Here is an 18,089-nt window from a genome sequence, read left to right on the forward strand (position 1 = left end):
ACGATTCGCCCGAGGGAAAAGGCGGAAATCGTAGACGCGTGTCGTCTTTCAGGTGACAGTGATCATATCCTGGGGAGGCAACACTGATGAAACTCTCACCACAAATGCGTGCGCGCCTGACCGCGGCTCGGAATGATCTTGCGGCGCGCAGCCACGCGAACATGCTCGACTGGTCCGACGACCAGTGCCTGTCCGCGCTGAGCCTGATCAACGCCGGCCATAGCGTGTGCGACGCGGTGGCGATCGTGCTCGGCGATGCGGTGCTCGAGGACGGCCAGGTCGATTACAATCCCGGCTGCGCGTGGATCGATTTCGCGCTGGCGCGTCGCGACCGGACACCGGCGCAGGCCGAAAACATCCTCGCGCACTGGGAAAGCCTGCAGCTCTTCCCGACGGGATCGACCGAGGCGCTGATCCGCGATCCGGGCAACACCGCAACGCCCTCGCAAACGGGGCACGCACTCTACTGAGTTTGCTCTGCTGATGGTGCGGGCGGTCGGGCTCGAACCGACACTCCGATTAAGGAACGGGATTTTGAGTCCCGCGCGTCTACCAATTTCACCACGCCCGCTTGGCCGATCGGGGCGGCGATGCCGCGCCCGTTCGGCGAAGCGCAGGCCTATAAGCGACGCGTCCGCCGATTTCCAGCGCGATTGTTGAAGAATATCGGCGGGCGCTTCCGCAGCCCGTCCCGACCCCCTCGGGCGCGATCATGACAGGGAATTCACGAGGAACGCGGCGCGCGTTGCTCGTACAAGGCGCGCTTCCGTTCGTATCTGGAAACGCCCGATGGTCGAAGCTGCCGACGCAAAAGAGTTGATCGACGACGCGATCGAACGCGCCGAGGCCGAGCGCGACGCCGGCGAGCGCGCGGAACGCGCCACCGAACGCGCGTTTCGCGACCGCGTGTCGCTGATGGTCGGCGGCTTCGCGGTCAGCCTCGCGGTGATCCATATGGCGGCGGCCGGCACTGCGCGAGAAAGCCTGTTGAAGGGGATCGAGGCGTCCGACACCTTCGCCTATATGCAGGCCAAGATCGTCCGCGAGACGGTGCTCAAGACCGCCGCGCAGGGTGGCGGCGGCGCCCCCGCCGACCGACGCGACTGGAGCGCCGAAGCCGCTCGCCTGCGCGCGCCCGACACGGCGGGCCACGGCATCGGCCAGCTGCAGGCGAAGGGCGATGCGTTGCGCGAAGAGGGAACCCATGCCGCGCGCGCCGGCGAAGGCTATGAACTCGGCGAAACCGCGTTGCAGCTCGCGATCGTGTTGCTGTCGATCGCGTTGATCGCACGTTCGCGGCCGATCGTCGTCGGGGCGGCGGGCCTCGCGGTGGTCGGCGTGGCGACGGCGATCGCCACCGCGCTGGGCGTCACTTTGCCCTGGGTCGCCTAGCCGCGCGGATGAAATTCGCGTCACGAACCGCCGCGCGGCTTGAAGCGCGCAGACCGCCGAACGATCTCCCACTCCCCCGATGCGGAGAGTGGACATGACCCCCGACGAACGCACCCTATTGACCAACTTTCTCGGCGAGCTGACCAGCGCGCGCGGCGGCGCCAAGGACAGCGAGGCCGACGGCCTGATCCGCCAGGCGCTCGCCGCCAATCCCGATGCCGGCTATCTGCTCGTCCAGCACGCGATCGTCGCCGACCAGTCGCTCCACGCGGCGCAGGCGCGGATCGCCGAGCTCGAGCAGCAGCTGAGCGCCCCCGCCCCGACCCAATCGACCAGCTTCCTGTCGCCCGCCGGCGGCCCATGGGGCAACCGCGCGGCGGCTTACGCCCCGCCCCCGCCCGACGAGCGCCCCGGGATCTTCTCGGGCGGCGGCGGGCTCGGCAGCTTCCTGCGCTCGGCCGGGACGACCGCGGCGGGCGTCGCGGGCGGCGAGATGCTGTTCAGCGGCCTGTCGGGGCTGTTCGGCGGGCATCGCTCGGAAGGGTTCGGCGGCGGCCAGGGCTTTTTCGGCGGTGGCGGCGAAGAGAATGTCGTCATCAACAATTACGGCGATGACGACGACGATCGCGGCAATTGGTGAGCGCAGCGGCGCGCGGGCAGCGGTGCCCGCGCGTCACGACACGCCGATACTGTCCGCCTCGCTGACCCGCGACGCGCGGCCGCCGGGGATGACGAGCGCCATCAGCAAGGCGAGCCCCCCGCCGATCAGCGTCGCGGCGATGCGGTGCTCGGCATTGGCGACCGCATCGCCGGTGCCGAGCGAGATCAGCAGCACGATCGTCGCGGTGATCGACGCGGTCAGCCCGGCATAATGCGCCTTCTGCAGCGCGAACGCCGATCCCGCGGCAAGCGTCGCGCCCGCGAGGAAGATCCAGCTCTCGGCATGGAACGCGGCGGCGAACAGCGTTGCGACCAGACACCCGCCGAGCGTCCCGCCGATCCGCGCGAGCCCGCGCGCCCGCGTATCGCGCAACCGCGGCTTGAGCACGATCAGCGCGGTCATCGGCGCCCAATAGCCATTGGCGAGCCCGAGCCGCTGGATCACGACGAGGCTGACCCCGACACACAGCGCCGCACGCAGCACATGCCGCACCAGCGTCCCGGTCTGCGGCGCGGGGAGGATCGCGGGCGCGAGGAACGGTGCCGCCGAGCGTGGGAACAGCCGCGCCAGGGCGACGACCATGCCGATCTCGATCGTGCCGCCGAACAGGATCATCGCCGAACGCTCGCCCGCGGCGGCGATCCCGCCATGATAATAGCCCGCGACGAAGAAGATGATGACGACCTGCAGCACCACCCACCACACATCCTCGTCATACAAGGCAAGCGCCGCGCAGCCGGCGGCGGCGGCGGCCGCGGCGACCACGAAGACCGTGCTCTCCTGCCCGAGCAAGGTGCCCGCAAACGCCGCGACGACCATCCCCGCCATCGCCCAGCCCATCGCCGCCCAGCGCCTACCGCGCATCTCGCGTGCCGCGCCGAAGCCGACCGCGAACGCCGCGCCTGCCGCGGTCGCCGCCTGGACCGGATAGCCGAGCAGCTGCCCCGCAAGCAGGATCAGCGGCAGCGCCGGCACGCACACCGCCGCCTCGCGCCAGTGGAAGGGTCGCAGATGATGGTGCCCGAGCCGCAACCGGCGGGGCGGTAGCGCTTCGGGCTGCGTCGCAGCGGTCGGATGGAGACGGTCCATCGCGGCTAAACTCGTCGCCGCGCCGAAGGAGCCAAGCTCGGGCGGCAGATTCGCCGACGCGCGCGCTTTGGCTTTGGCGTCGCGGCGCGCGATGCGGTACCCGCCGCGCATCTCACCCACCGGAGCACCGTGATGGCCGAACGCACCGACGCAGAGCACAACGCCAAGATGGCCAAGATCAAGGTCGCGCGCGACCGGATCGTCGAGGGCAAGACGCAGGAGAAGGGCTTGCTGATCGTCCACACCGGCAACGGCAAGGGCAAGACCTCGGCGGCGCTCGGCATGGTGGTGCGCGCGATCGGCCACGGGATGAAGGTCGGCGTCATCCAGTTCGTCAAGGGCGCGTGGGAGACGGGCGAGAAGCCGGTGTTCGACCGCTTTGCCGACCTGATCGAATTCAAGCCGATGGGCGAAGGCTTCACCTGGGACACGCAGGACCGCGCACGCGACGTGGCGGTGGCGCGCGAGGCATGGGACGAGGTCAAGCGGATGATCGCCGATCCGTCCTACGCGATGGTGGTGGCGGACGAGCTCAACATCGTGCTGCGCTACGATTATCTGCCGCTCGACGAGGTGCTCGCAGTGCTGGCCGCGAAACCGGCCGACACGCATGTCATCGTCACCGGCCGCAATGCCCCGCAGGCGCTGATCGACATGGCCGACCTCGTTACCGAGATGACGCTGGTCAAGCACCCGTTCCGCGAACAGGGTGTGAAGGCGCAGAAGGGGATCGAGTTCTAGGGCGGTCGCGCGAAGGCAGCTCCGTACCCGTCACCCCGGCCTCGTGCCGGGGTCTACCGTGACGCGCGTCTGGTCGGGCATTTCGCGCGTCCCGGTGGACCCCGGGACAAGCCCGGGGTGACGATGGAGGGGCGCGGCTTGAGCGAGGGGTTAGCGCCCGCGGAGTCCTTCCCGTCTATCCACCGCGCGGATCTGCGCCGCGAGCGAAGCGACCGCGTCAGCAAACGCCGGGCTGCCGCACACCGTCTGGGCCTGCTCGATGTACAGGTGCCGCGCCGCCGGGATCGCGGTATCGAGCAAGGGATGATGCAACGCCGCTGTCCCGCGATCGGCAACGGCCCGCGTCCCCGATTCGAGGATCAGGAAATCGGGCCGCGCGAGCGCCATCTCCTCGAGCGAAAGCTGCGACAAAGCCGGCCGCCCGAGCCGCCCCGCCAGATTGACCAGCCCGACGCGGCGGAACATGTCATCCACCAGCGTCCCCGTTCCGGTGAGATACCCCTGCCGCTGATAATAGGCCGCGACCCGTCCGCGCCCCGGCGGCGGCCCGACCGCCGCGAGCGCGCGCCGCATCTGCGCGATCATCCGCACGCCCCGCTCGGGATGGCCGACCGCCGCCGCCATCGTGGTAATCGCGGCTTCGATCGCCACCACGTCCTGGCTCCATGGCAGATCGAGCAGCTTCAATCCCTGCGCCTTCAGCGGCGCGAGCACAGCACGAGTCTGGAACGGCGCGCCGATCACCAGATCGGGCCGCAGCGCCATCACTTCTTCGGCGCTGCGATGGGTGAAGGCAATCGCGCGCGCCTGTGTCGCCACCGCCGAAAGCTCGGGATCGCGCGCCCATTCGGTCAGCGCGACGATCTGCGACCGATCGGCGAGGCCGACGAGCAACTGATCGGCGCACAGATTGAGCGACACGATCCGCCGCGGCGCGGACGGCGGCGACGTCGCCCCCAGCAAGGCGAGGCTTGCGAGCGTGAGCATGATCCGAAAGCTGCGCACGTTGGATTTCCTTCGCTTTCGCTCGCGTGCCCGCTACGGCTTGGACGAGGCGTCCGAGACTAAGTTACGGGCCCGACCGATCCTGAGCGAGGTCTGCCGTGCCGAACCTGCCGCCCGCGCGCAATGCCGCGTGGCTCATTCCCCTGCTGGCCGCGCTGGCGATCGTCGCCGGCATCGCGTCGCTGCTGGTCGGGCCGGCACATCTTTCGGCGGCCGCGCTATGGGCAGGGCTAACCGGGCACGGTGATCCGATCGTCCGCGCGATCCTGTTCCAGCTGCGCCTGCCGCGCGCACTGCTCGGGCTGCTGGTCGGCGCGATGCTCGGGATGGGGGGCGCGTCGATGCAGGGCTATCTGCGCAATCCGCTCGCCGATCCCGGCGTGCTGGGCGTATCGGGCGTCGCGGCGCTCGGCGCGGTGATCGCGATCTACTGGCAACTGGCGAGCGCGCATCCGTTCGTGCTGCCGCTGCTCGCGATCACCGGCGCCCTCCTTTCGCTGCTCCCCCTGATGTGGCTGTCGCGGCGTGGCGAGAGCACGCTCAGCCTGATCCTCGCGGGCGTTGCGGTCGCGACCGTTTCGGGCGCGGGGATCAATCTCGCGCTCAACCTAGCACCCAATCCGTTCGCGGCGATGGAGATCACCACCTGGCTGCTCGGCAGTCTCGAGGATCGCAGCTTCGGCGACGTGTGGATCGCGCTGCCGTGCGTCGCGATCGGGATGGCGCTGCTGCTGTGGGACGGTCGCGCGCTTGATGCGCTGTCGCTCGGCGAGGATGCGGCGCGCACGCTCGGCGTCGATCTGGCGCGCGTCCGGTTGCGGCTGATGCTCGGCATCGCGATCGGGATCGGCGGCGTCGTGGCCGTCGCCGGGAGCATCGGTTTTGTCGGGCTGATCGTGCCGCATCTCGTCCGCCCGCGCACCGATCGCAGTCCGTCGGCGATCCTTATCCCCTCGGCGCTTGCGGGCGCGGCGCTGCTGACCTTCGCGGATCTCGGGACTCGGCTGGTACCGACCGCCACCCCACTCAAGCTCGGCGTGCTAACCGCGTTCCTTGGGGTGCCGGTCTTCCTCCACTACCTGCTGCGGGAGCGCCGCTTGTGGTGACGATCGCGACCCAGGCGCTGTCGGTCGAGCTTGGCGGACGCCGCGTGCTCGATGCGGTCGACGTGACGCTCGATTGCGGCGCGCTGATCGGCGTGATCGGCCCGAACGGCGCGGGCAAATCGACGCTGGCGCGCGCGCTGCTCGGGCTCCTCCCGGCCGCGGCGGGGCGCGTGAAGATCGATGGCGCCGACCTGACAACGCTCGGCAGCGCCGAGATCGCGCGCCACGTCGCCTATCTGCCGCAAGCCTATGCGCTGCACTGGCCGCTCAGCGTCGCGCGGCTCGTCGGGCTCGGGCGGTTGCCGCATCTCGGGCCCTTCTCGCGGATCAGCGTGGAGGATCAGGCAGCGATCGACGCAGCGCTGCGCGACACCGGCACCGCACATCTCGCCGATCGCACCGCGACCGATCTGTCGGGCGGCGAGCGGGCGCGCGTCATGCTTGCGCGTGCGCTCGCGACCGGCGCGCCGGCGCTGATCGCCGACGAGCCGCTCACCGCGCTCGACCCCGGGCATCAGCTCGACGTGATGGGGCTTTTGCAGACCCAGGCCCGCAGCGGGGCGCTGATCCTGGTCGTGCTGCACGATCTGTCGATCGCGGCGCGCTTCTGCGATCGCTTGCTGCTGCTCGATGGTGGGCGGTTAGTCGCCGACGGCACCGCCGAGGCCGTGCTGACCGACGAAGCGCTCGCCAGCGTCTACGGCATTACCGCATGGCGCGGGGTGGCGGGGGAGCAGCCGCTGCTGCTCCCGTTCAAGCGGATCTAATCGCCGCCACGCCCGAGCAATCTTATGCCGCGGCGCCGACTGTCTGTTCGATCGTCCCGAAGATCGGATGGTGCTTGTCGTCCTCGGCCCAGATCCGCACGGTGTCGCCCGCCTTGAGGAACCCGGTGATCGGCGACCCGCTGACGATCGTCTCGACCGTGCGCAACTCGGCCAGGCACGCGTACCCGACCCCGCCTGCGGCGATCGGCTTGCCCGGACCGCCATCACTATCGCGGTTCGAGACCGTGCCCGACCCGACGATCGTCCCCGCCCCCAGCGCACGCGTCTTGGCGGCGTGCGCGATCAGCGTGCCGAAATCGAACGTCATGTCGGCCCCCGCCGCGACGCGCCCGAACGGCTCGCCGTTGAGATCGACCATCAGCGTGCGGTGGAGCTTGCCCTCCTGCCACCAGTCACCGAGCGAGTCGGGCGTGACGAACACCGGCGAGAAGGCGCTGGCGGGCTTCGACTGGAAGAAGCCGAAGCCCTTGGCGAGTTCGCCCGGAATGAGATTGCGCAGCGACACGTCGTTGGTCAGCCCTACAAGCCGCACCGCAGCAAGTGCCTCGTCGCGGCTCGCGCCCTGCGCCACGTCGCCGGTGACGACGACGACTTCGCCTTCGAAATCGCAACCCCAGCTCGCATCGGCGAGCGGGATCGCCTCACGCGGTCCGAGGAAGCCGTCCGACCCGCCCTGATACATCAGCGGATCGTGCCAGAAGGTCTCGGGCATCTCCGCCCCGCGCGCCTGCCGGACGAGCGCCACGTGGTTCACATAGGCCGATCCGTCGGCCCATTGATACGCGCGCGGCAAGGGTGCTGCCGCCTTGTGTTCATGGAAGCGCTGCATCGGGATCGTCTCATGCTCGAGATCGATCGCGAGGTTCTGCAGGTCGGGCAGCACGCGGTCCCAATCGTCGAGCGCGGCCTGCAGCGTCGGCGCGATGTGTCCGGCATCGGCGTACCAGGCGAGATCGTTCGATACGACGACGAGCTTGCCGTCACGCCCGGACTTGAGGCTGGCCAGTTTCACATGCGCTCTCCTGATTGTTTGCCCATCCTTAGCCCCCTTCGTCATTCCCGCGAAAGCCGGAATCCTGTTTTCGCGCGGATGACAGCGGGGATTGACGCTCGCGTAAAGACACCGCACACCGTCAAAAAACGCGTTGCAACGTGAAACCTAGGAGAGTCCGAAATGTCCTCGCTCGACACCGTCGCCGGCCGCTTTGCCTATACCGAGGATCACGAGGCGTTTCGCCAGACCGTCCGCCAGTTCCTCCAGAAGGAAGGCGTGCCGCATGTCGCGCAATGGGAGGAGGATCGGCTCGTCCCCAAGGATTTCTGGATGAAGGCCGGCGAGATCGGCATGCTCTGCCCGACCGCACCCGAGGCCTATGGCGGGCTCGGACTCGACTTCGGCTACAATGCGATCGTCGACGAGGAGATGGCGTATGCCGGCGTCCCCGCGGGCTTTTCGCTCCAGTCGGACATCGTCGCGGGCTATATCGAGACCTATGGCTCGGAAGAGCAGAAGGCGCAGTGGCTCCCCAAGATGGTCTCGGGCGAGGTGATCACCGCGATCGCGATGACCGAGCCGGGCACCGGCTCCGACCTCCAGGCGATCCGCACCACCGCGAAGAAGGATGGCAATCACTACGTCATCAACGGCTCGAAGACCTACATCACCAACGGCCAGAACACCGACCTGACGCTGGTCGTCGCCAAGACCGACCCCGACGCCAAACCCGCCTGGAAGGGCATGTCGATCATTCTGGTCGAGAGCGACCGCGCAGGCTTCAGCAAGGGGCGCAAGCTCGACAAGATCGGGCAGGAAGCCGCCGATACCTCCGAGCTGTTCTTCGAGGACGTCCGCGTGCCGATGACCAATTGCCTCGGCGAAGAGGGCAAGGGCTTCATCTATCTGATGAGCCAATTGCCGCAGGAACGCCTGTCGATCGCGGTGTCGGTCCAGGCCTCGGCGCAAAAGGCGTTCGACGAGACGGTCGAGTTCACCAAGACGCGCAAAGCCTTTGCCGGGATGGTGTTCGATTTCCAGAACACCCGCTTCGTGCTCGCGGACTTGAAGGCCAAGCTGCAAGTCGGCTGGGCGCATCTCGACTGGGCGATCGCGCGGCATCTGAAGGGCGAGCTGACCAACGAGGAAGGCGCTGCGGCCAAGCTGTGGCACACCGACCTGCAATGGGAAGTGATGGACGCCTGCCTCCAGCTTCATGGCGGGGCGGGCTATATGAACGAATATCCGATCGCGCGCGCCTGGCGCGCCGCGCGCGTGACGCGGATCTTCGGCGGGACCAACGAGATCATGAAGGAGCTGATCGGGCGCTCGCTCTAGCGGTTGCTCCCCATTGCTCGGCTCCCGTTCCCCGGCGAAGGCCGGGGCCCAGGCGTAGAACGAGCATAGGCAGAGGATCGCGCCCGCTTACCTTGGCCATCGCACCTTTGCCCCGGCCTCCGCCGGGGAACGGGTGAGGAGCGCTGCCCTTTCCCGGCTCGGCTCAGTGCTGCTTCTGCAGATAGGCGATCACGTCGGCGCGATCGAGCGGGTCGGCGAGCCCGGCGAACCCCATCGCGGTGCCGGGCACCATCGCCTTGGGGTTGGTCAGCCACACGTCCATCCGCTCGGGCGTCCAGGTGCCGCCTGCCGCCTGCAGCGCCCCGCTATAAGGAAAGCGCGGCCGGCGCTGTCCGACCGCCGCGCCCATCACGCCGAACAGGTTCGGCCCGCTGCGATCGGCGGCGGAAGCGTCGATCGAATGGCACGCAAAGCACTGGCCGAACACCTTCTCGCCGGCGGAGGCATTGGCGACGCGCAACAGGGCGGCCGCCGAGGGCGCAGGTCCCGCGGCGCGGCGGCGCGACTCCTTGTCGTCGCTCGGCGAACACGCCGCCAGCACGAGCGCGGTGACGCAAACAAGCAAGGTCGGACGCACCGCGCCGGCAGCACAGCCGCGCCGACTGGGTCCGCTCATGCCGACAGCGTCCGCGCCCGCTCGCTCAGCCGCTCGACCGCGGCGGCGTGGATGCCGGGCGTCGTCGCGAGCACGCCGAACGCCTGCGCGCTCGCCGTATTGAAGGCGAGCGGCGCGCCGAAGGCGTCGGTCACGCTGGCGCCCGCCTCGGCGGCGATCAGCGCCGCAGCGGCAATGTCCCACTCATAGCCCCAGCGCAGGGTGGCGACGAGATCGGCCTCGTCCGCCGCGACCATCGCAATCCGCAAGGCGATCGAATTGGGCTTGGCGACCACGACCAGATCGCTGTCGACCTTGGGCAGCCCATCGGTCGGCACGCGCGACCCGCTGAACACGCGCCGATCGCCGACCTGGATGGCGGCGCCATTGCGCGTCGCCCCCTGGCCCAGCGCCGCGCGAAAGATGTCGCCGCGCGCCGGCGCGTCGAGCACGCCGATCGTTACGCGGCCCTGCTCGACCAAAGCGACCGAAACCGCCCAGCCGTCGCGCCCGCGGATGAAGTCGCGCGTGCCGTCGATCGGATCGACCACCCATACCCGTCCGCAGGCGAGCCGATCGGCATTGTCGGCGGTCTCCTCGGACAGCCAGCCCGCATCGGGCAGCAGCGCCGAGAGCCGCGCGTGGAGCAGCGTGTTGACGTCGAGATCGACCTGGCTGACCGGATCGTTCGGCGCCTTTTCCCACCGCGCGAAGTCGGTCCGCCAATGCCGCAGCGCGAGCGCGCCCGCCTCGGCCGCGACCGCTGCTACCGCATCGGCGAGTCCCGCCTCAGCCACTCGCCACCGTCATCCCGTCGATCCGGATCGTCGGCACGTTGATCCCGTAGCGGAACTCGAGATCGTTCGCCGGGGTCAGCTCGCGGAACATGTCCTTCAGATTGCCCGCGATGGTGAACTCAGCAACCGGACCGGTGACGACGCCGTTCTCGATCCGGAAGCCCGCGGCACCGCGGCTGTAGTCGCCCGTCACGCCGTTGACGCCCATCCCGATCAGCTCGGTAACGAGCACGCCGTTGGCAATGTCCTCGATCAACGTCTCGGGTGGGAGATCGCCCGCTGCCATGTGAAGGTTGCTGGTCGACACGCCCGGCGCGCCGCCGACGCCGCGCGCGGCGTGGCCAGTCGGCTCGAGCCCCAATTGCCGCGCCGACGCGCTGTCGAGCAGCCAGGCCTCGAGCATCCCGGCATCGATGATCGCCATCGGCGAAACCGGCAGCCCCTCGCCGTCGAACGGGCGCGAGCGCAGGCCGTGCGGCAGATGCGGATCGTCGAGCACGGTCACACCGCTCGAGAACACCTGCGTGCCGAGCGCGTCGAGCAGGAAGCTCGTCTTGCGCGTGATCGCCTGCCCCGAGATCGCGCCGATCAGATGGCCGAGCAGGCTCGACCCGACGCGCGGATCGAACACCACGCTCATCGGCCCGCTGGCGAGCCGTCCGGGATTGACGCGCGCCACCGCACGATTGCCGGCGCGCGTGCCGATCTCGGCGGGATCGTCGAGCGCGGACCGGTGCCGCTTCGAGCTGTAGGCGTAATCGCGCACCATCGCGCCGCCCTCGCCCGCGAGCACGCTCGCCGACAGGCCGTAGCCGGTGGTGGCATAGGCCGCGGCGAACCCGTGGCTGGTGGCGAGCGCCCAGATCGAACGCGCCGCGCTGGCCGATCCGCCTTCGCTGTTGGTGACGCCCGGAACCGCACGCGCGGCGTCTTCCGCCGCCTGCGCCGCGTCGCGCAGCGCCGTCGGCGACGCTTCTTCGCCACCACGCGCGAGATCGTCGAGATCGAGCATCGGCGGGGCGCCATGCATCAGCCGCTCGGCGGGGGCGAGGCCGGCCCAGGCATCCTCGGGCGCCTCGCGCGCCATCGCGATCGCCCGGTCGACCAGCGCCGACAGCGCATCGGCCGACAGGTCCGAGGTCGAGACGCTCGCCGAACGCTTGCCGACAAAGACGCGCAGGCCGAGCTCGGCACTTTCCGACCGCCCGACATCCTCGAGCGCGCCGAGCCGCACCGCCACGTCGAGCGAGGTATCGGCGGCGTAGACCGCGTCGGCGGCATCGGCGCCCGCCGCCTTGGCACGAGTGACGATATCGGCAGCGCGATCGCGGGCTTGGTCTGGGGTCAACATGGTCCGGACTTAGGTGCGGGCGGGCGGAGGCGCAACCTTCCCTGCTCCCCTCCCCTTTAGGGGAGGGGCTGGGGGTGGGGCAGCGGCGGAGCGGGCTCGAGCTTCGGACCGAGCGAAGCCTTCGCGGCACGGCCCCACCCCAACCCCTCCCCTGAAGGGGAGGGGCTTGATCAATACGGCCACGGCGTCCCGACCACGACGCACGCCAGAAACACCAGCAGCCCTGCGAACCGGTTCGAGCGAAAGCGCTGCAGCGCGCCCGCGCCATCGTCGGGCGCGAGCGTCGCCACCTGCCACACGAAATGCCCCGCCACCGGCAGCAACGCGAGCAACGCCAGCCAATCCGGCCGCAACACCCAGATCGCCGCCGCCCAAAGCACCAGCGCCGCCACATAGAACAGCCCGACGCCGAGCCGTACCCGGCGCCCCATCCGCAGCGCCGACGAGCGAATCCCGATCAGCGCATCGTCCTCACGGTCCTGCAGCGCGTAGATCGTATCATAGCCGACCACCCAGCAAATCGACCCGGCATAGAGCAGCAACCCCGGCATGGTGAGCGCACCCGCGACATCGCTCCACCCGACCAAAGCCGCCCAGGAAAAGACGAGGCCAAGCCAGATCTGCGGCCACCAGGTGATCCGCTTCATGAACGGGTAAGCGGCGACCGGCGCGAGGCTCGCCACCGCGACGACCGCGGCATAGAGATGGAGCTGGAGCAGCACGACCAGCCCGATCAGGCTGAGCGCGACCAGCCACGCCCACGCCGCCCTGAGCGACACCGCGCCGCTCGCCAGCGGTCGGCTGCGCGTGCGTGCGACCTGTCGATCGAGATCGCGGTCGACGATATCGTTGAACACGCACCCCGCCCCACGCATCGCGATGCTGCCGAGCAACAGCCACAGGATCAGATCCCACCGCGTCATAGCGCCCCCCGCCAGTGCGACGCCCCACGCGCCCGGCCAGAACAACAGCCACCACCCGATCGGCCGATCGAACCGCGCGAGCAGCGCGAAAGGCCGCGCACGGCGCGGGAGCAAACCGACGAGCCCGCGATGCTCGGTATCGGGGGTGAGGTCGGCGGGGAGGCGATCAGCGGAGGTCATGGCACCCGCTCATACCCGCGCGGAAAGATTGCGGAAACGCTGTTGTGCGACCGCCCGAACGCTATTGCGCCGGCCTGTACGACGAGAGGCGCGAAAGACAGCCGCCTCGACTTCGCCATGCTCGGCCGCGATAGGAGGCCAACCCACTTCCGGGCCGGACAGCACAGGCGGACAGCATGGTACATCTCTCCGTCGCGATCGGACGGTTCTTCGAGGCTTTGCTCTGGGCGCTCACGCGCGGCATCGGCGTGATGGCGGGCTGGGCGATCCTGGCGGCGCTGGTGCTGGGGATGGTGGCGCTCGGGGTGCGCGCGATGTGGCGGCGGCGGTAGGCTGAAGGCAAGGCCTCAGAACAGCTCATCCAGGAGCAGATGGACCTGAAGCTTGGCGCGGTCGACCTCTGCGATGCCATAGTGCGCGAGAAACCGCTCTTGCAGCGCTGCGTCGAATTCCCCGAGACTGTTCCACGCGATGGCGATGTCCTGGTAGCGATCGGCGACACCGACCCGCCCGACATCGATGCAGCCGACCACCGCGCCATCGCGCATCAGGATGTTATCGAGCGAGAAGTCGCCGTGCGTGACGACCGAATCGGACGGCAGTGGCAACAGCTGCTGCAGCGCCCCCCAGACCTGTTCCGCCGTCCAGCCTTCGCGCGCCGCATCGAAATCATCCTCCTCGACCAGACCCGCATCGATCCGCGCGCGCGCGCGTGCGAGCCGGTGCGGAAGATCGCTGATGAAGGGACAATCGCTGACCGGGATGGTGTGGAGCCGCCGCAGGAATGTCGCCAGCGCGTCGATGGTCGCGATCCGGCAATCGGGGCGTTCCTCCAGCGCCTGATACGCCGTTTCTCCCGGTACTGCCGTCATCAGCAGCCAAGCTTCGTCCGGGTCAGCGACGAAGCGGATGACAGCCGGCACGGGCAGGTGGCGCGCCAGCCATCGCAGCCTGAGCATCTCGCCGGTTATGTCGTCGGCGACGTTATCGCTGCCGTGCTTTAGGAACAGGTCGGGAGCGCCGGCTTTGCTGTGCAGCCGGTATACGGCACCGCCGGATTGGCCGACATAGTCACGCGACCATGTATATCCCGCCACTTCGGCGGACAGACTCGCCGGCACGCACACGGCCGCACAGTCTTCTTCGCGCATCCCATCCCTCCACCTGTCGTCCGATCATGCCGCATCGCCTCAGCAGACGGTAGGCCTGCGCTTGGAGGCACAAACCTTCTCCCGGAGGGAGAAGGTTGGCAGCGTGCTGCCTAGCGGAGGTTGGATGAGGGGACACCGTCTCCGGAGAGGATGATCCCCTCACCCAGCTCCGACTAGGGCCCGCTGAAGGAGCGGACCCAAGTCTGCGCAACCCTCTCCCGCCGGGAGTGGGAAAAACCCGCGACGGTCCTCCGAGCAATGACGGTAGCAAACCGCCCCGCCACCCCCTACGACACGCCCATGCCCGCTACCCCCGCCTGGCCGCCGCAATCGACCCCACGCCTGTACGTCGAGACTCCACTCGGCGTCGGCCCGCTCCGCGTCGACGGGCCGCAGGCGCATTATCTCGGCAGTGTGATGCGGATGAAGCCGGGCGATCCCGTCAAGCTGTTCGACGGCCATTCCGGCGAATGGCTCGGCGTCGCGGCGAGTGTCGCCAAGCGCGAGCTGATGCTCGACGTCACCGAACAGCTGCGCGGCCCCGAGAGCGTGCCCGACCTGTGGCTCTGCGCCGCGCCGATCAAGAAGGGCCGGATCGATTGGGTCGCCGAGAAGGCCTGCGAGCTCGGCGTCGCGCGGCTGGTGCCGGTGCTGACGCGCCGCACCGTGGTCGATCGGCTCAACGGCGAGCGCCTGCGCGCGCACATGATCGAGGCGGCCGAGCAGTGCGGCCGCACCGCCGTCCCCGAGCTCGCCGAGCCGGTGAAGCTCACCGCCTTGCTGCGCGACTGGCCGCAAGACCGCGCGCTGTTCTTCGCCGACGAGACCGGTGGCGCGCCTGCGCTCCAGGCGATGCGTGACGGCCCCGCCTCCGCCGCAATCCTGATCGGCCCTGAAGGCGGCTTCGACGATGACGAGCGCGCGGCGATCCGCGCGTTGCCCGGCGCGGTCGCGATCGGGCTCGGCCCGCGCATCCTGCGCGCCGATACGGCTGCCGCTGCGGCGGTCGCACTGTGGATGACATCGCGAGGGGATTGGTAGCCGTTCGAAACCTGCTGGCGGGCGGGCAATCGCAGCGCTAAGGCGCGGACATGACAACGCGCCCAGACACCATCAAAAGCTCGCCCCTGATCGAATCGCGCGACCAGCTCGTCGCGAGCTTCGCGCGCGGCGAAAAGCCCGCCGACCGCTGGCGGATCGGCACCGAGCATGAGAAGTTCGTCTATGCCGACAGCGATCATCACGCGCCGAGCTATACCGAGAAGGGCGGCATCCGCGACCTGCTGAAAGAGCTCGAGACGTTCGGCTGGGCGCCGGTGACCGAGCGCGGCCCCGACGGCACCGAAAACGTCATAGCGATGACCGGCAGCGACGGCTCGATCAGCCTCGAGCCCGCCGGGCAGTTCGAACTGTCGGGCGCGCCGCTCGACAACCTCCACCAGACCTGCGCCGAGACCGGCCGTCACCTCGAACAGGTCAAGGCGATCGGCGAGAAGTTCGGGATCGGTTTCCTCGGGCTCGGCATGTGGCCCGACAAGACGCGGAGCCAGCTGCCGATCATGCCCAAGGGCCGCTATGCGATCATGCTGCGCCACATGCCGCGCGTCGGCTCGATGGGGCTCGACATGATGCTGCGCACCTGCACGATCCAGGTGAACCTCGATTACGCCTCCGAAGCCGATATGGTGAAGAAGTTCCGCGTCGGCCTCGCGCTCCAGCCGCTGGCGACCGCGCTGTTCGCCAATTCGCCCTTCACCGAGGGCAAGCCCAACGGCATGCTGTCGTACCGCAGCCATATCTGGTCGGACACCGATCCGGCGCGTACCGGCATGCTGCCGTTCGTGTTCGAGGACGGCTTCGGCTATGATCGCTACACCGACTATGCGCTCGATGTGCCGATGTACTTCGTCTATCGCGAGGGGAAATATATCGACGCTGCGGGCCTGTCGTTCCGCGATTTCCTTAAGGGCGAGCTGTCGGTGCTGCCGGGCGAGAAGCCGACGTTCGACGACTGGACCGACCATCTCTCGACCGCCTTTCCCGAGGTGCGGCTCAAGACCTTCCTCGAGATGCGCGGCGCCGATGGCGGCCCGTGGAACAAGATCTGTGCGCTGCCTGCGCTGTGGGTCGGGCTGCTCTACGATCAGGGGGCGCTCGATGCGGCGTGGGACTTGGTCAAGGATTGGACGATCGACGAGCGCCAGGCACTGCGCGACGCGGTGCCCAAGCTCGGGCTCGATGCGCCGGTGGCTGGCGGGCGCACGCTGCGCGATATCGCTGGGCAGGTCGTCGACATCTCGAGCGCTGGCCTCAGCGCGCGCAATCGCACCGATGCGAGCGGGAGCAACGAGACGGGCTTCCTCGATCCACTGCGCGAGATCGTACGCAGCGGTAAGGTGCCAGCGCAGCTGCTGCTCGACAAATATCACGGCGTGTGGGGCGGTGACGTTTCGAAGGTCTACGACGAACTGCGGTTCTAGGAGATCAAAAGCCGCTCCCCTTCAGGGGAGGGGTTGGGGTGGGGCTGTAACAAGCGCTGCGCTCTGCGAGGCATCCCCCACCCCTACCCCTCCCCTGAAGGGGAGGGGCTGATTAGGTCAGCGCTTCCCGCTCACCCACCCAAAAAACCGCGGCACCGCGCCATTGCGCGCCATCCATTCGGTATAGACCTGGTAGTCCGGGTCCATCCCCAGGTGCCGCTCCTCGGTCTTGGCGCGCCAGTAATATACCCCGCTGACCATCCCCATCAGGATCGTGGCGCGCGCCGCATCGACGAACGAGCCGGTCGTCAGGAAGGGGATCGTCGAGATCCACCAGAACAGGTTCTTCGACAGATAGGCCGGATGCCGCGAAAAAGCGTAGGGCCCGTGCGTCAGGATCCCGCGGTTGGTGAGGTTCGAGAAGCGGAAGCCGAACGCCACCGTCGCCCAGGCATAGATCGCGGTCAGGCCGATCAGCACCACGCCGATCGGAGTCAGGATCGCGGGATGCCCGGCGAACCAGGTCGACCAGCCATCCGCGCCATAGGTGCCGGGATGATAATCGAGCGGGCCATTGTCGGCCATGAGCGTGAACGGCGGATAGCAGATCAGCGCCGCCATCCACGCCGCCGCGAACGGGTTGGCGCTGCGGATGTGCGAATCGAGCGGGCGGAAGGTCAAAATGTAGCCCGCGGTCGCGAACGCGCAGTCGATCACGAACATAAAGCCGATCAGCCAATTGGCGAGCGCCACCGGATTGTGCAGCACCTCCGAGACATTGCCGCGAATGAAGCCCGCAAACCCAGGCGGCACCACCGCGAGCATGAAGGCGAGGAAGAACGCCTTCACCCCCCAACTGCGCAGATGGTTGAAGATCGCCTCCCGGTCGATCGATTCGTCGAGCCCCATCAGCCACGCGCCGAGTGCCCAGCAACCGTCCTTGGGCTGTTCGAGCCGGCGGTCGATCCAGGGGATGTAGACGATCGAGGCAATGAACAGCACCGGCGCAGCAATGCCGAAGCACGCCATCGCGAACGGGAACCCGCCCCATTGGTTGGTCCAATAGAAGCGCCCGGTGCCATAGATCAGCGCGATCCCGGCCCAGGTCAGCCACAGCCCGGCGAGCTTGGTGAGCGAGAGGTCGAGCGTCTCGCGCCACGGCTTCGGCGCGGACCAGTCGATCCCGGTCGAGGGACGGCGGTGCACCTTGTCGACCAGCACCGCCCACAGCACCATCGGCAGCGCGCACGCCGCGATATTGACGAGTGCGGCATAGGGGCCATCCATGCCGACATAGCGCGCGACCGCGACCCAGGCGAACAGCCCAGCGAGCCCGGCGAGGCCACACCCGGTGCTCACCGCCGATGCAGGTCGCGGGTCGGCGGCGCGCGCAGCGCGCGCTAGGGCGGTGTCATGGAACATCACCAATGGGGGTACCACGCAAGGGTTAGAAGCGGGTTAAGGATGTTGTCCTCCC

19 protein-coding genes and 1 tRNA gene are annotated in these 18,089 nt (G+C 68.6%); 10 read left to right on the top strand and 10 right to left on the bottom strand.

The window, feature by feature from the left end; translation table 11 throughout:
- The first annotated feature begins 86 nt into the window (after nucleotides 1-86).
- Nucleotides 87-470 (top strand): hypothetical protein, encoded by a 384-nt coding sequence (locus EAH76_RS17430; protein ID WP_140851559.1) that lies wholly within the window; start codon nucleotides 87-89, stop codon nucleotides 468-470.
- A gap of 14 nt (nucleotides 471-484) precedes the next feature.
- Here EAH76_RS17430 and EAH76_RS17435 read toward each other — a convergent pair.
- Nucleotides 485-571, bottom strand: a tRNA-Leu gene (locus tag EAH76_RS17435).
- Nucleotides 572-789: 218 nt separating this feature from the next.
- Here EAH76_RS17435 and EAH76_RS17440 point away from each other — a divergent pair.
- A complete protein-coding gene (locus tag EAH76_RS17440) occupies nucleotides 790-1,392 on the top strand; it encodes a DUF4337 family protein (protein WP_140851560.1) in 603 nt (200 codons plus the stop codon).
- A gap of 94 nt (nucleotides 1,393-1,486) precedes the next feature.
- Entirely contained in the window at nucleotides 1,487-2,032 is a 546-nt protein-coding gene (locus tag EAH76_RS17445) for a DUF2076 domain-containing protein (RefSeq protein ID WP_161989082.1), read from the top strand.
- A gap of 33 nt (nucleotides 2,033-2,065) precedes the next feature.
- Here the strand turns inward: EAH76_RS17445 and EAH76_RS17450 are convergent, their stop codons facing one another.
- On the bottom strand, nucleotides 2,066-3,253 hold the full coding sequence (locus EAH76_RS17450) for an FUSC family protein (RefSeq protein ID WP_241659779.1): 1,188 nt from the start codon (nucleotides 3,251-3,253) through the stop codon (nucleotides 2,066-2,068).
- A 21-nt stretch (nucleotides 3,254-3,274) separates the two neighbouring features.
- Between EAH76_RS17450 and cobO the strand changes: the two genes are divergently transcribed.
- Nucleotides 3,275-3,883, top strand: a complete 609-nt coding sequence (cobO, locus tag EAH76_RS17455; protein WP_140851563.1) for a cob(I)yrinic acid a,c-diamide adenosyltransferase — start codon at nucleotides 3,275-3,277, stop codon at nucleotides 3,881-3,883.
- Between the two features lie 150 nt (nucleotides 3,884-4,033).
- Here cobO and EAH76_RS17460 read toward each other — a convergent pair whose 3' ends face one another.
- Nucleotides 4,034-4,888 (bottom strand): ABC transporter substrate-binding protein, encoded by an 855-nt coding sequence (locus EAH76_RS17460; protein ID WP_140851564.1) that lies wholly within the window; start codon nucleotides 4,886-4,888, stop codon nucleotides 4,034-4,036.
- A gap of 98 nt (nucleotides 4,889-4,986) precedes the next feature.
- Between EAH76_RS17460 and EAH76_RS17465 the strand changes: the two genes are divergently transcribed.
- Both EAH76_RS17465 and EAH76_RS17470 read left to right on the top strand, forming a co-directional pair.
- Nucleotides 4,987-5,994, top strand: a complete 1,008-nt coding sequence (locus EAH76_RS17465) for a FecCD family ABC transporter permease (RefSeq protein ID WP_140851565.1) — start codon at nucleotides 4,987-4,989, stop codon at nucleotides 5,992-5,994.
- Nucleotides 5,988-6,761, top strand: a complete 774-nt coding sequence (locus EAH76_RS17470) for an ABC transporter ATP-binding protein (RefSeq protein ID WP_140851566.1) — start codon at nucleotides 5,988-5,990, stop codon at nucleotides 6,759-6,761. The genes EAH76_RS17465 and EAH76_RS17470 overlap by 7 nt, the downstream gene beginning before the upstream one ends.
- Before the next feature lie 22 nt (nucleotides 6,762-6,783).
- Here EAH76_RS17470 and EAH76_RS17475 read toward each other — a convergent pair whose 3' ends face one another.
- Nucleotides 6,784-7,794: a fumarylacetoacetate hydrolase family protein gene (locus EAH76_RS17475; RefSeq protein WP_140851567.1), complete on the bottom strand. Its 1,011-nt coding sequence runs from the start codon at nucleotides 7,792-7,794 to the stop codon at nucleotides 6,784-6,786.
- A 162-nt stretch (nucleotides 7,795-7,956) separates the two neighbouring features.
- Here EAH76_RS17475 and EAH76_RS17480 point away from each other — a divergent pair, with 162 nt between their 5' ends.
- Nucleotides 7,957-9,114: an acyl-CoA dehydrogenase family protein gene (locus EAH76_RS17480; RefSeq protein WP_140851568.1), complete on the top strand. Its 1,158-nt coding sequence runs from the start codon at nucleotides 7,957-7,959 to the stop codon at nucleotides 9,112-9,114.
- 163 nt (nucleotides 9,115-9,277) lie between these two features.
- On the opposite strand, the gene EAH76_RS17485 is transcribed toward EAH76_RS17480, so the two are convergent.
- The 4 genes from EAH76_RS17485 to ubiA form a co-directional block, all read right to left on the bottom strand.
- Nucleotides 9,278-9,751: a c-type cytochrome gene (locus tag EAH76_RS17485; protein WP_140851569.1), complete on the bottom strand. Its 474-nt coding sequence runs from the start codon at nucleotides 9,749-9,751 to the stop codon at nucleotides 9,278-9,280.
- Entirely contained in the window at nucleotides 9,748-10,527 is a 780-nt protein-coding gene (locus tag EAH76_RS17490) for a 3'(2'),5'-bisphosphate nucleotidase CysQ (RefSeq protein ID WP_140851570.1), read from the bottom strand. The genes EAH76_RS17485 and EAH76_RS17490 overlap by 4 nt, the downstream gene beginning before the upstream one ends.
- Nucleotides 10,520-11,878, bottom strand: coding sequence for a TldD/PmbA family protein (locus tag EAH76_RS17495; RefSeq protein ID WP_140851571.1), 1,359 nt, complete (start codon nucleotides 11,876-11,878; stop codon nucleotides 10,520-10,522). The genes EAH76_RS17490 and EAH76_RS17495 overlap by 8 nt, the downstream gene beginning before the upstream one ends.
- Nucleotides 11,879-12,048: 170 nt before the next feature.
- The gene (gene ubiA, locus EAH76_RS17500; RefSeq protein WP_140851572.1) at nucleotides 12,049-12,981 is read right to left on the bottom strand and encodes a 4-hydroxybenzoate octaprenyltransferase; all 933 of its coding nucleotides are present in this window, start codon (nucleotides 12,979-12,981) and stop codon (nucleotides 12,049-12,051) included.
- 176 nt (nucleotides 12,982-13,157) lie between these two features.
- Here ubiA and EAH76_RS24190 point away from each other — a divergent pair, with 176 nt between their 5' ends.
- Nucleotides 13,158-13,313: a hypothetical protein gene (locus EAH76_RS24190; RefSeq protein ID WP_170208041.1), complete on the top strand. Its 156-nt coding sequence runs from the start codon at nucleotides 13,158-13,160 to the stop codon at nucleotides 13,311-13,313.
- 15 nt (nucleotides 13,314-13,328) lie between these two features.
- On the opposite strand, the gene EAH76_RS17505 is transcribed toward EAH76_RS24190, so the two are convergent.
- Entirely contained in the window at nucleotides 13,329-14,132 is an 804-nt protein-coding gene (locus EAH76_RS17505) for an APH(3')-I family aminoglycoside O-phosphotransferase (protein WP_140851573.1), read from the bottom strand.
- 300 nt (nucleotides 14,133-14,432) lie between these two features.
- On the opposite strand from EAH76_RS17505, the gene EAH76_RS17510 reads away from it, so the two are divergent.
- Both EAH76_RS17510 and EAH76_RS17515 read left to right on the top strand, forming a co-directional pair.
- A complete protein-coding gene (locus EAH76_RS17510) occupies nucleotides 14,433-15,173 on the top strand; it encodes a 16S rRNA (uracil(1498)-N(3))-methyltransferase (RefSeq protein ID WP_140851574.1) in 741 nt (246 codons plus the stop codon).
- A gap of 50 nt (nucleotides 15,174-15,223) precedes the next feature.
- Nucleotides 15,224-16,612: a glutamate--cysteine ligase gene (locus EAH76_RS17515; protein ID WP_140851575.1), complete on the top strand. Its 1,389-nt coding sequence runs from the start codon at nucleotides 15,224-15,226 to the stop codon at nucleotides 16,610-16,612.
- A 117-nt stretch (nucleotides 16,613-16,729) separates the two neighbouring features.
- On the opposite strand, the gene EAH76_RS17520 is transcribed toward EAH76_RS17515, so the two are convergent.
- A complete protein-coding gene (locus EAH76_RS17520) occupies nucleotides 16,730-18,034 on the bottom strand; it encodes a methyltransferase family protein (protein ID WP_194151040.1) in 1,305 nt (434 codons plus the stop codon).
- Nucleotides 18,035-18,089 lie beyond the last annotated feature (55 nt).

The organism is Sphingomonas glacialis (assembly GCF_006439055.1).
Classification (GTDB): domain Bacteria; phylum Pseudomonadota; class Alphaproteobacteria; order Sphingomonadales; family Sphingomonadaceae; genus Sphingomonas; species Sphingomonas glacialis_A.

Coding starts and splice junctions, on each gene's coding strand:
- EAH76_RS17430 (WP_140851559.1), top strand. CDS start 87: ATGAAACTCTCACCACAAATGCGTGCGCGCCTGACCGCGGCTCGGAAT.
- EAH76_RS17440 (WP_140851560.1), top strand. CDS start 790: ATGGTCGAAGCTGCCGACGCAAAAGAGTTGATCGACGACGCGATCGAA.
- EAH76_RS17445 (WP_161989082.1), top strand. CDS start 1,487: ATGACCCCCGACGAACGCACCCTATTGACCAACTTTCTCGGCGAGCTG.
- EAH76_RS17450 (WP_241659779.1), bottom strand. CDS start 3,253: ATGCGCGGCGGGTACCGCATCGCGCGCCGCGACGCCAAAGCCAAAGCG.
- cobO (WP_140851563.1), top strand. CDS start 3,275: ATGGCCGAACGCACCGACGCAGAGCACAACGCCAAGATGGCCAAGATC.
- EAH76_RS17480 (WP_140851568.1), top strand. CDS start 7,957: ATGTCCTCGCTCGACACCGTCGCCGGCCGCTTTGCCTATACCGAGGAT.
- EAH76_RS17485 (WP_140851569.1), bottom strand. CDS start 9,751: ATGAGCGGACCCAGTCGGCGCGGCTGTGCTGCCGGCGCGGTGCGTCCG.
- EAH76_RS17495 (WP_140851571.1), bottom strand. CDS start 11,878: ATGTTGACCCCAGACCAAGCCCGCGATCGCGCTGCCGATATCGTCACT.
- ubiA (WP_140851572.1), bottom strand. CDS start 12,981: ATGACCTCCGCTGATCGCCTCCCCGCCGACCTCACCCCCGATACCGAG.
- EAH76_RS24190 (WP_170208041.1), top strand. CDS start 13,158: ATGGTACATCTCTCCGTCGCGATCGGACGGTTCTTCGAGGCTTTGCTC.
- EAH76_RS17505 (WP_140851573.1), bottom strand. CDS start 14,132: ATGCGCGAAGAAGACTGTGCGGCCGTGTGCGTGCCGGCGAGTCTGTCC.
- EAH76_RS17510 (WP_140851574.1), top strand. CDS start 14,433: ATGCCCGCTACCCCCGCCTGGCCGCCGCAATCGACCCCACGCCTGTAC.
- EAH76_RS17515 (WP_140851575.1), top strand. CDS start 15,224: ATGACAACGCGCCCAGACACCATCAAAAGCTCGCCCCTGATCGAATCG.
- EAH76_RS17520 (WP_194151040.1), bottom strand. CDS start 18,034: ATGTTCCATGACACCGCCCTAGCGCGCGCTGCGCGCGCCGCCGACCCG.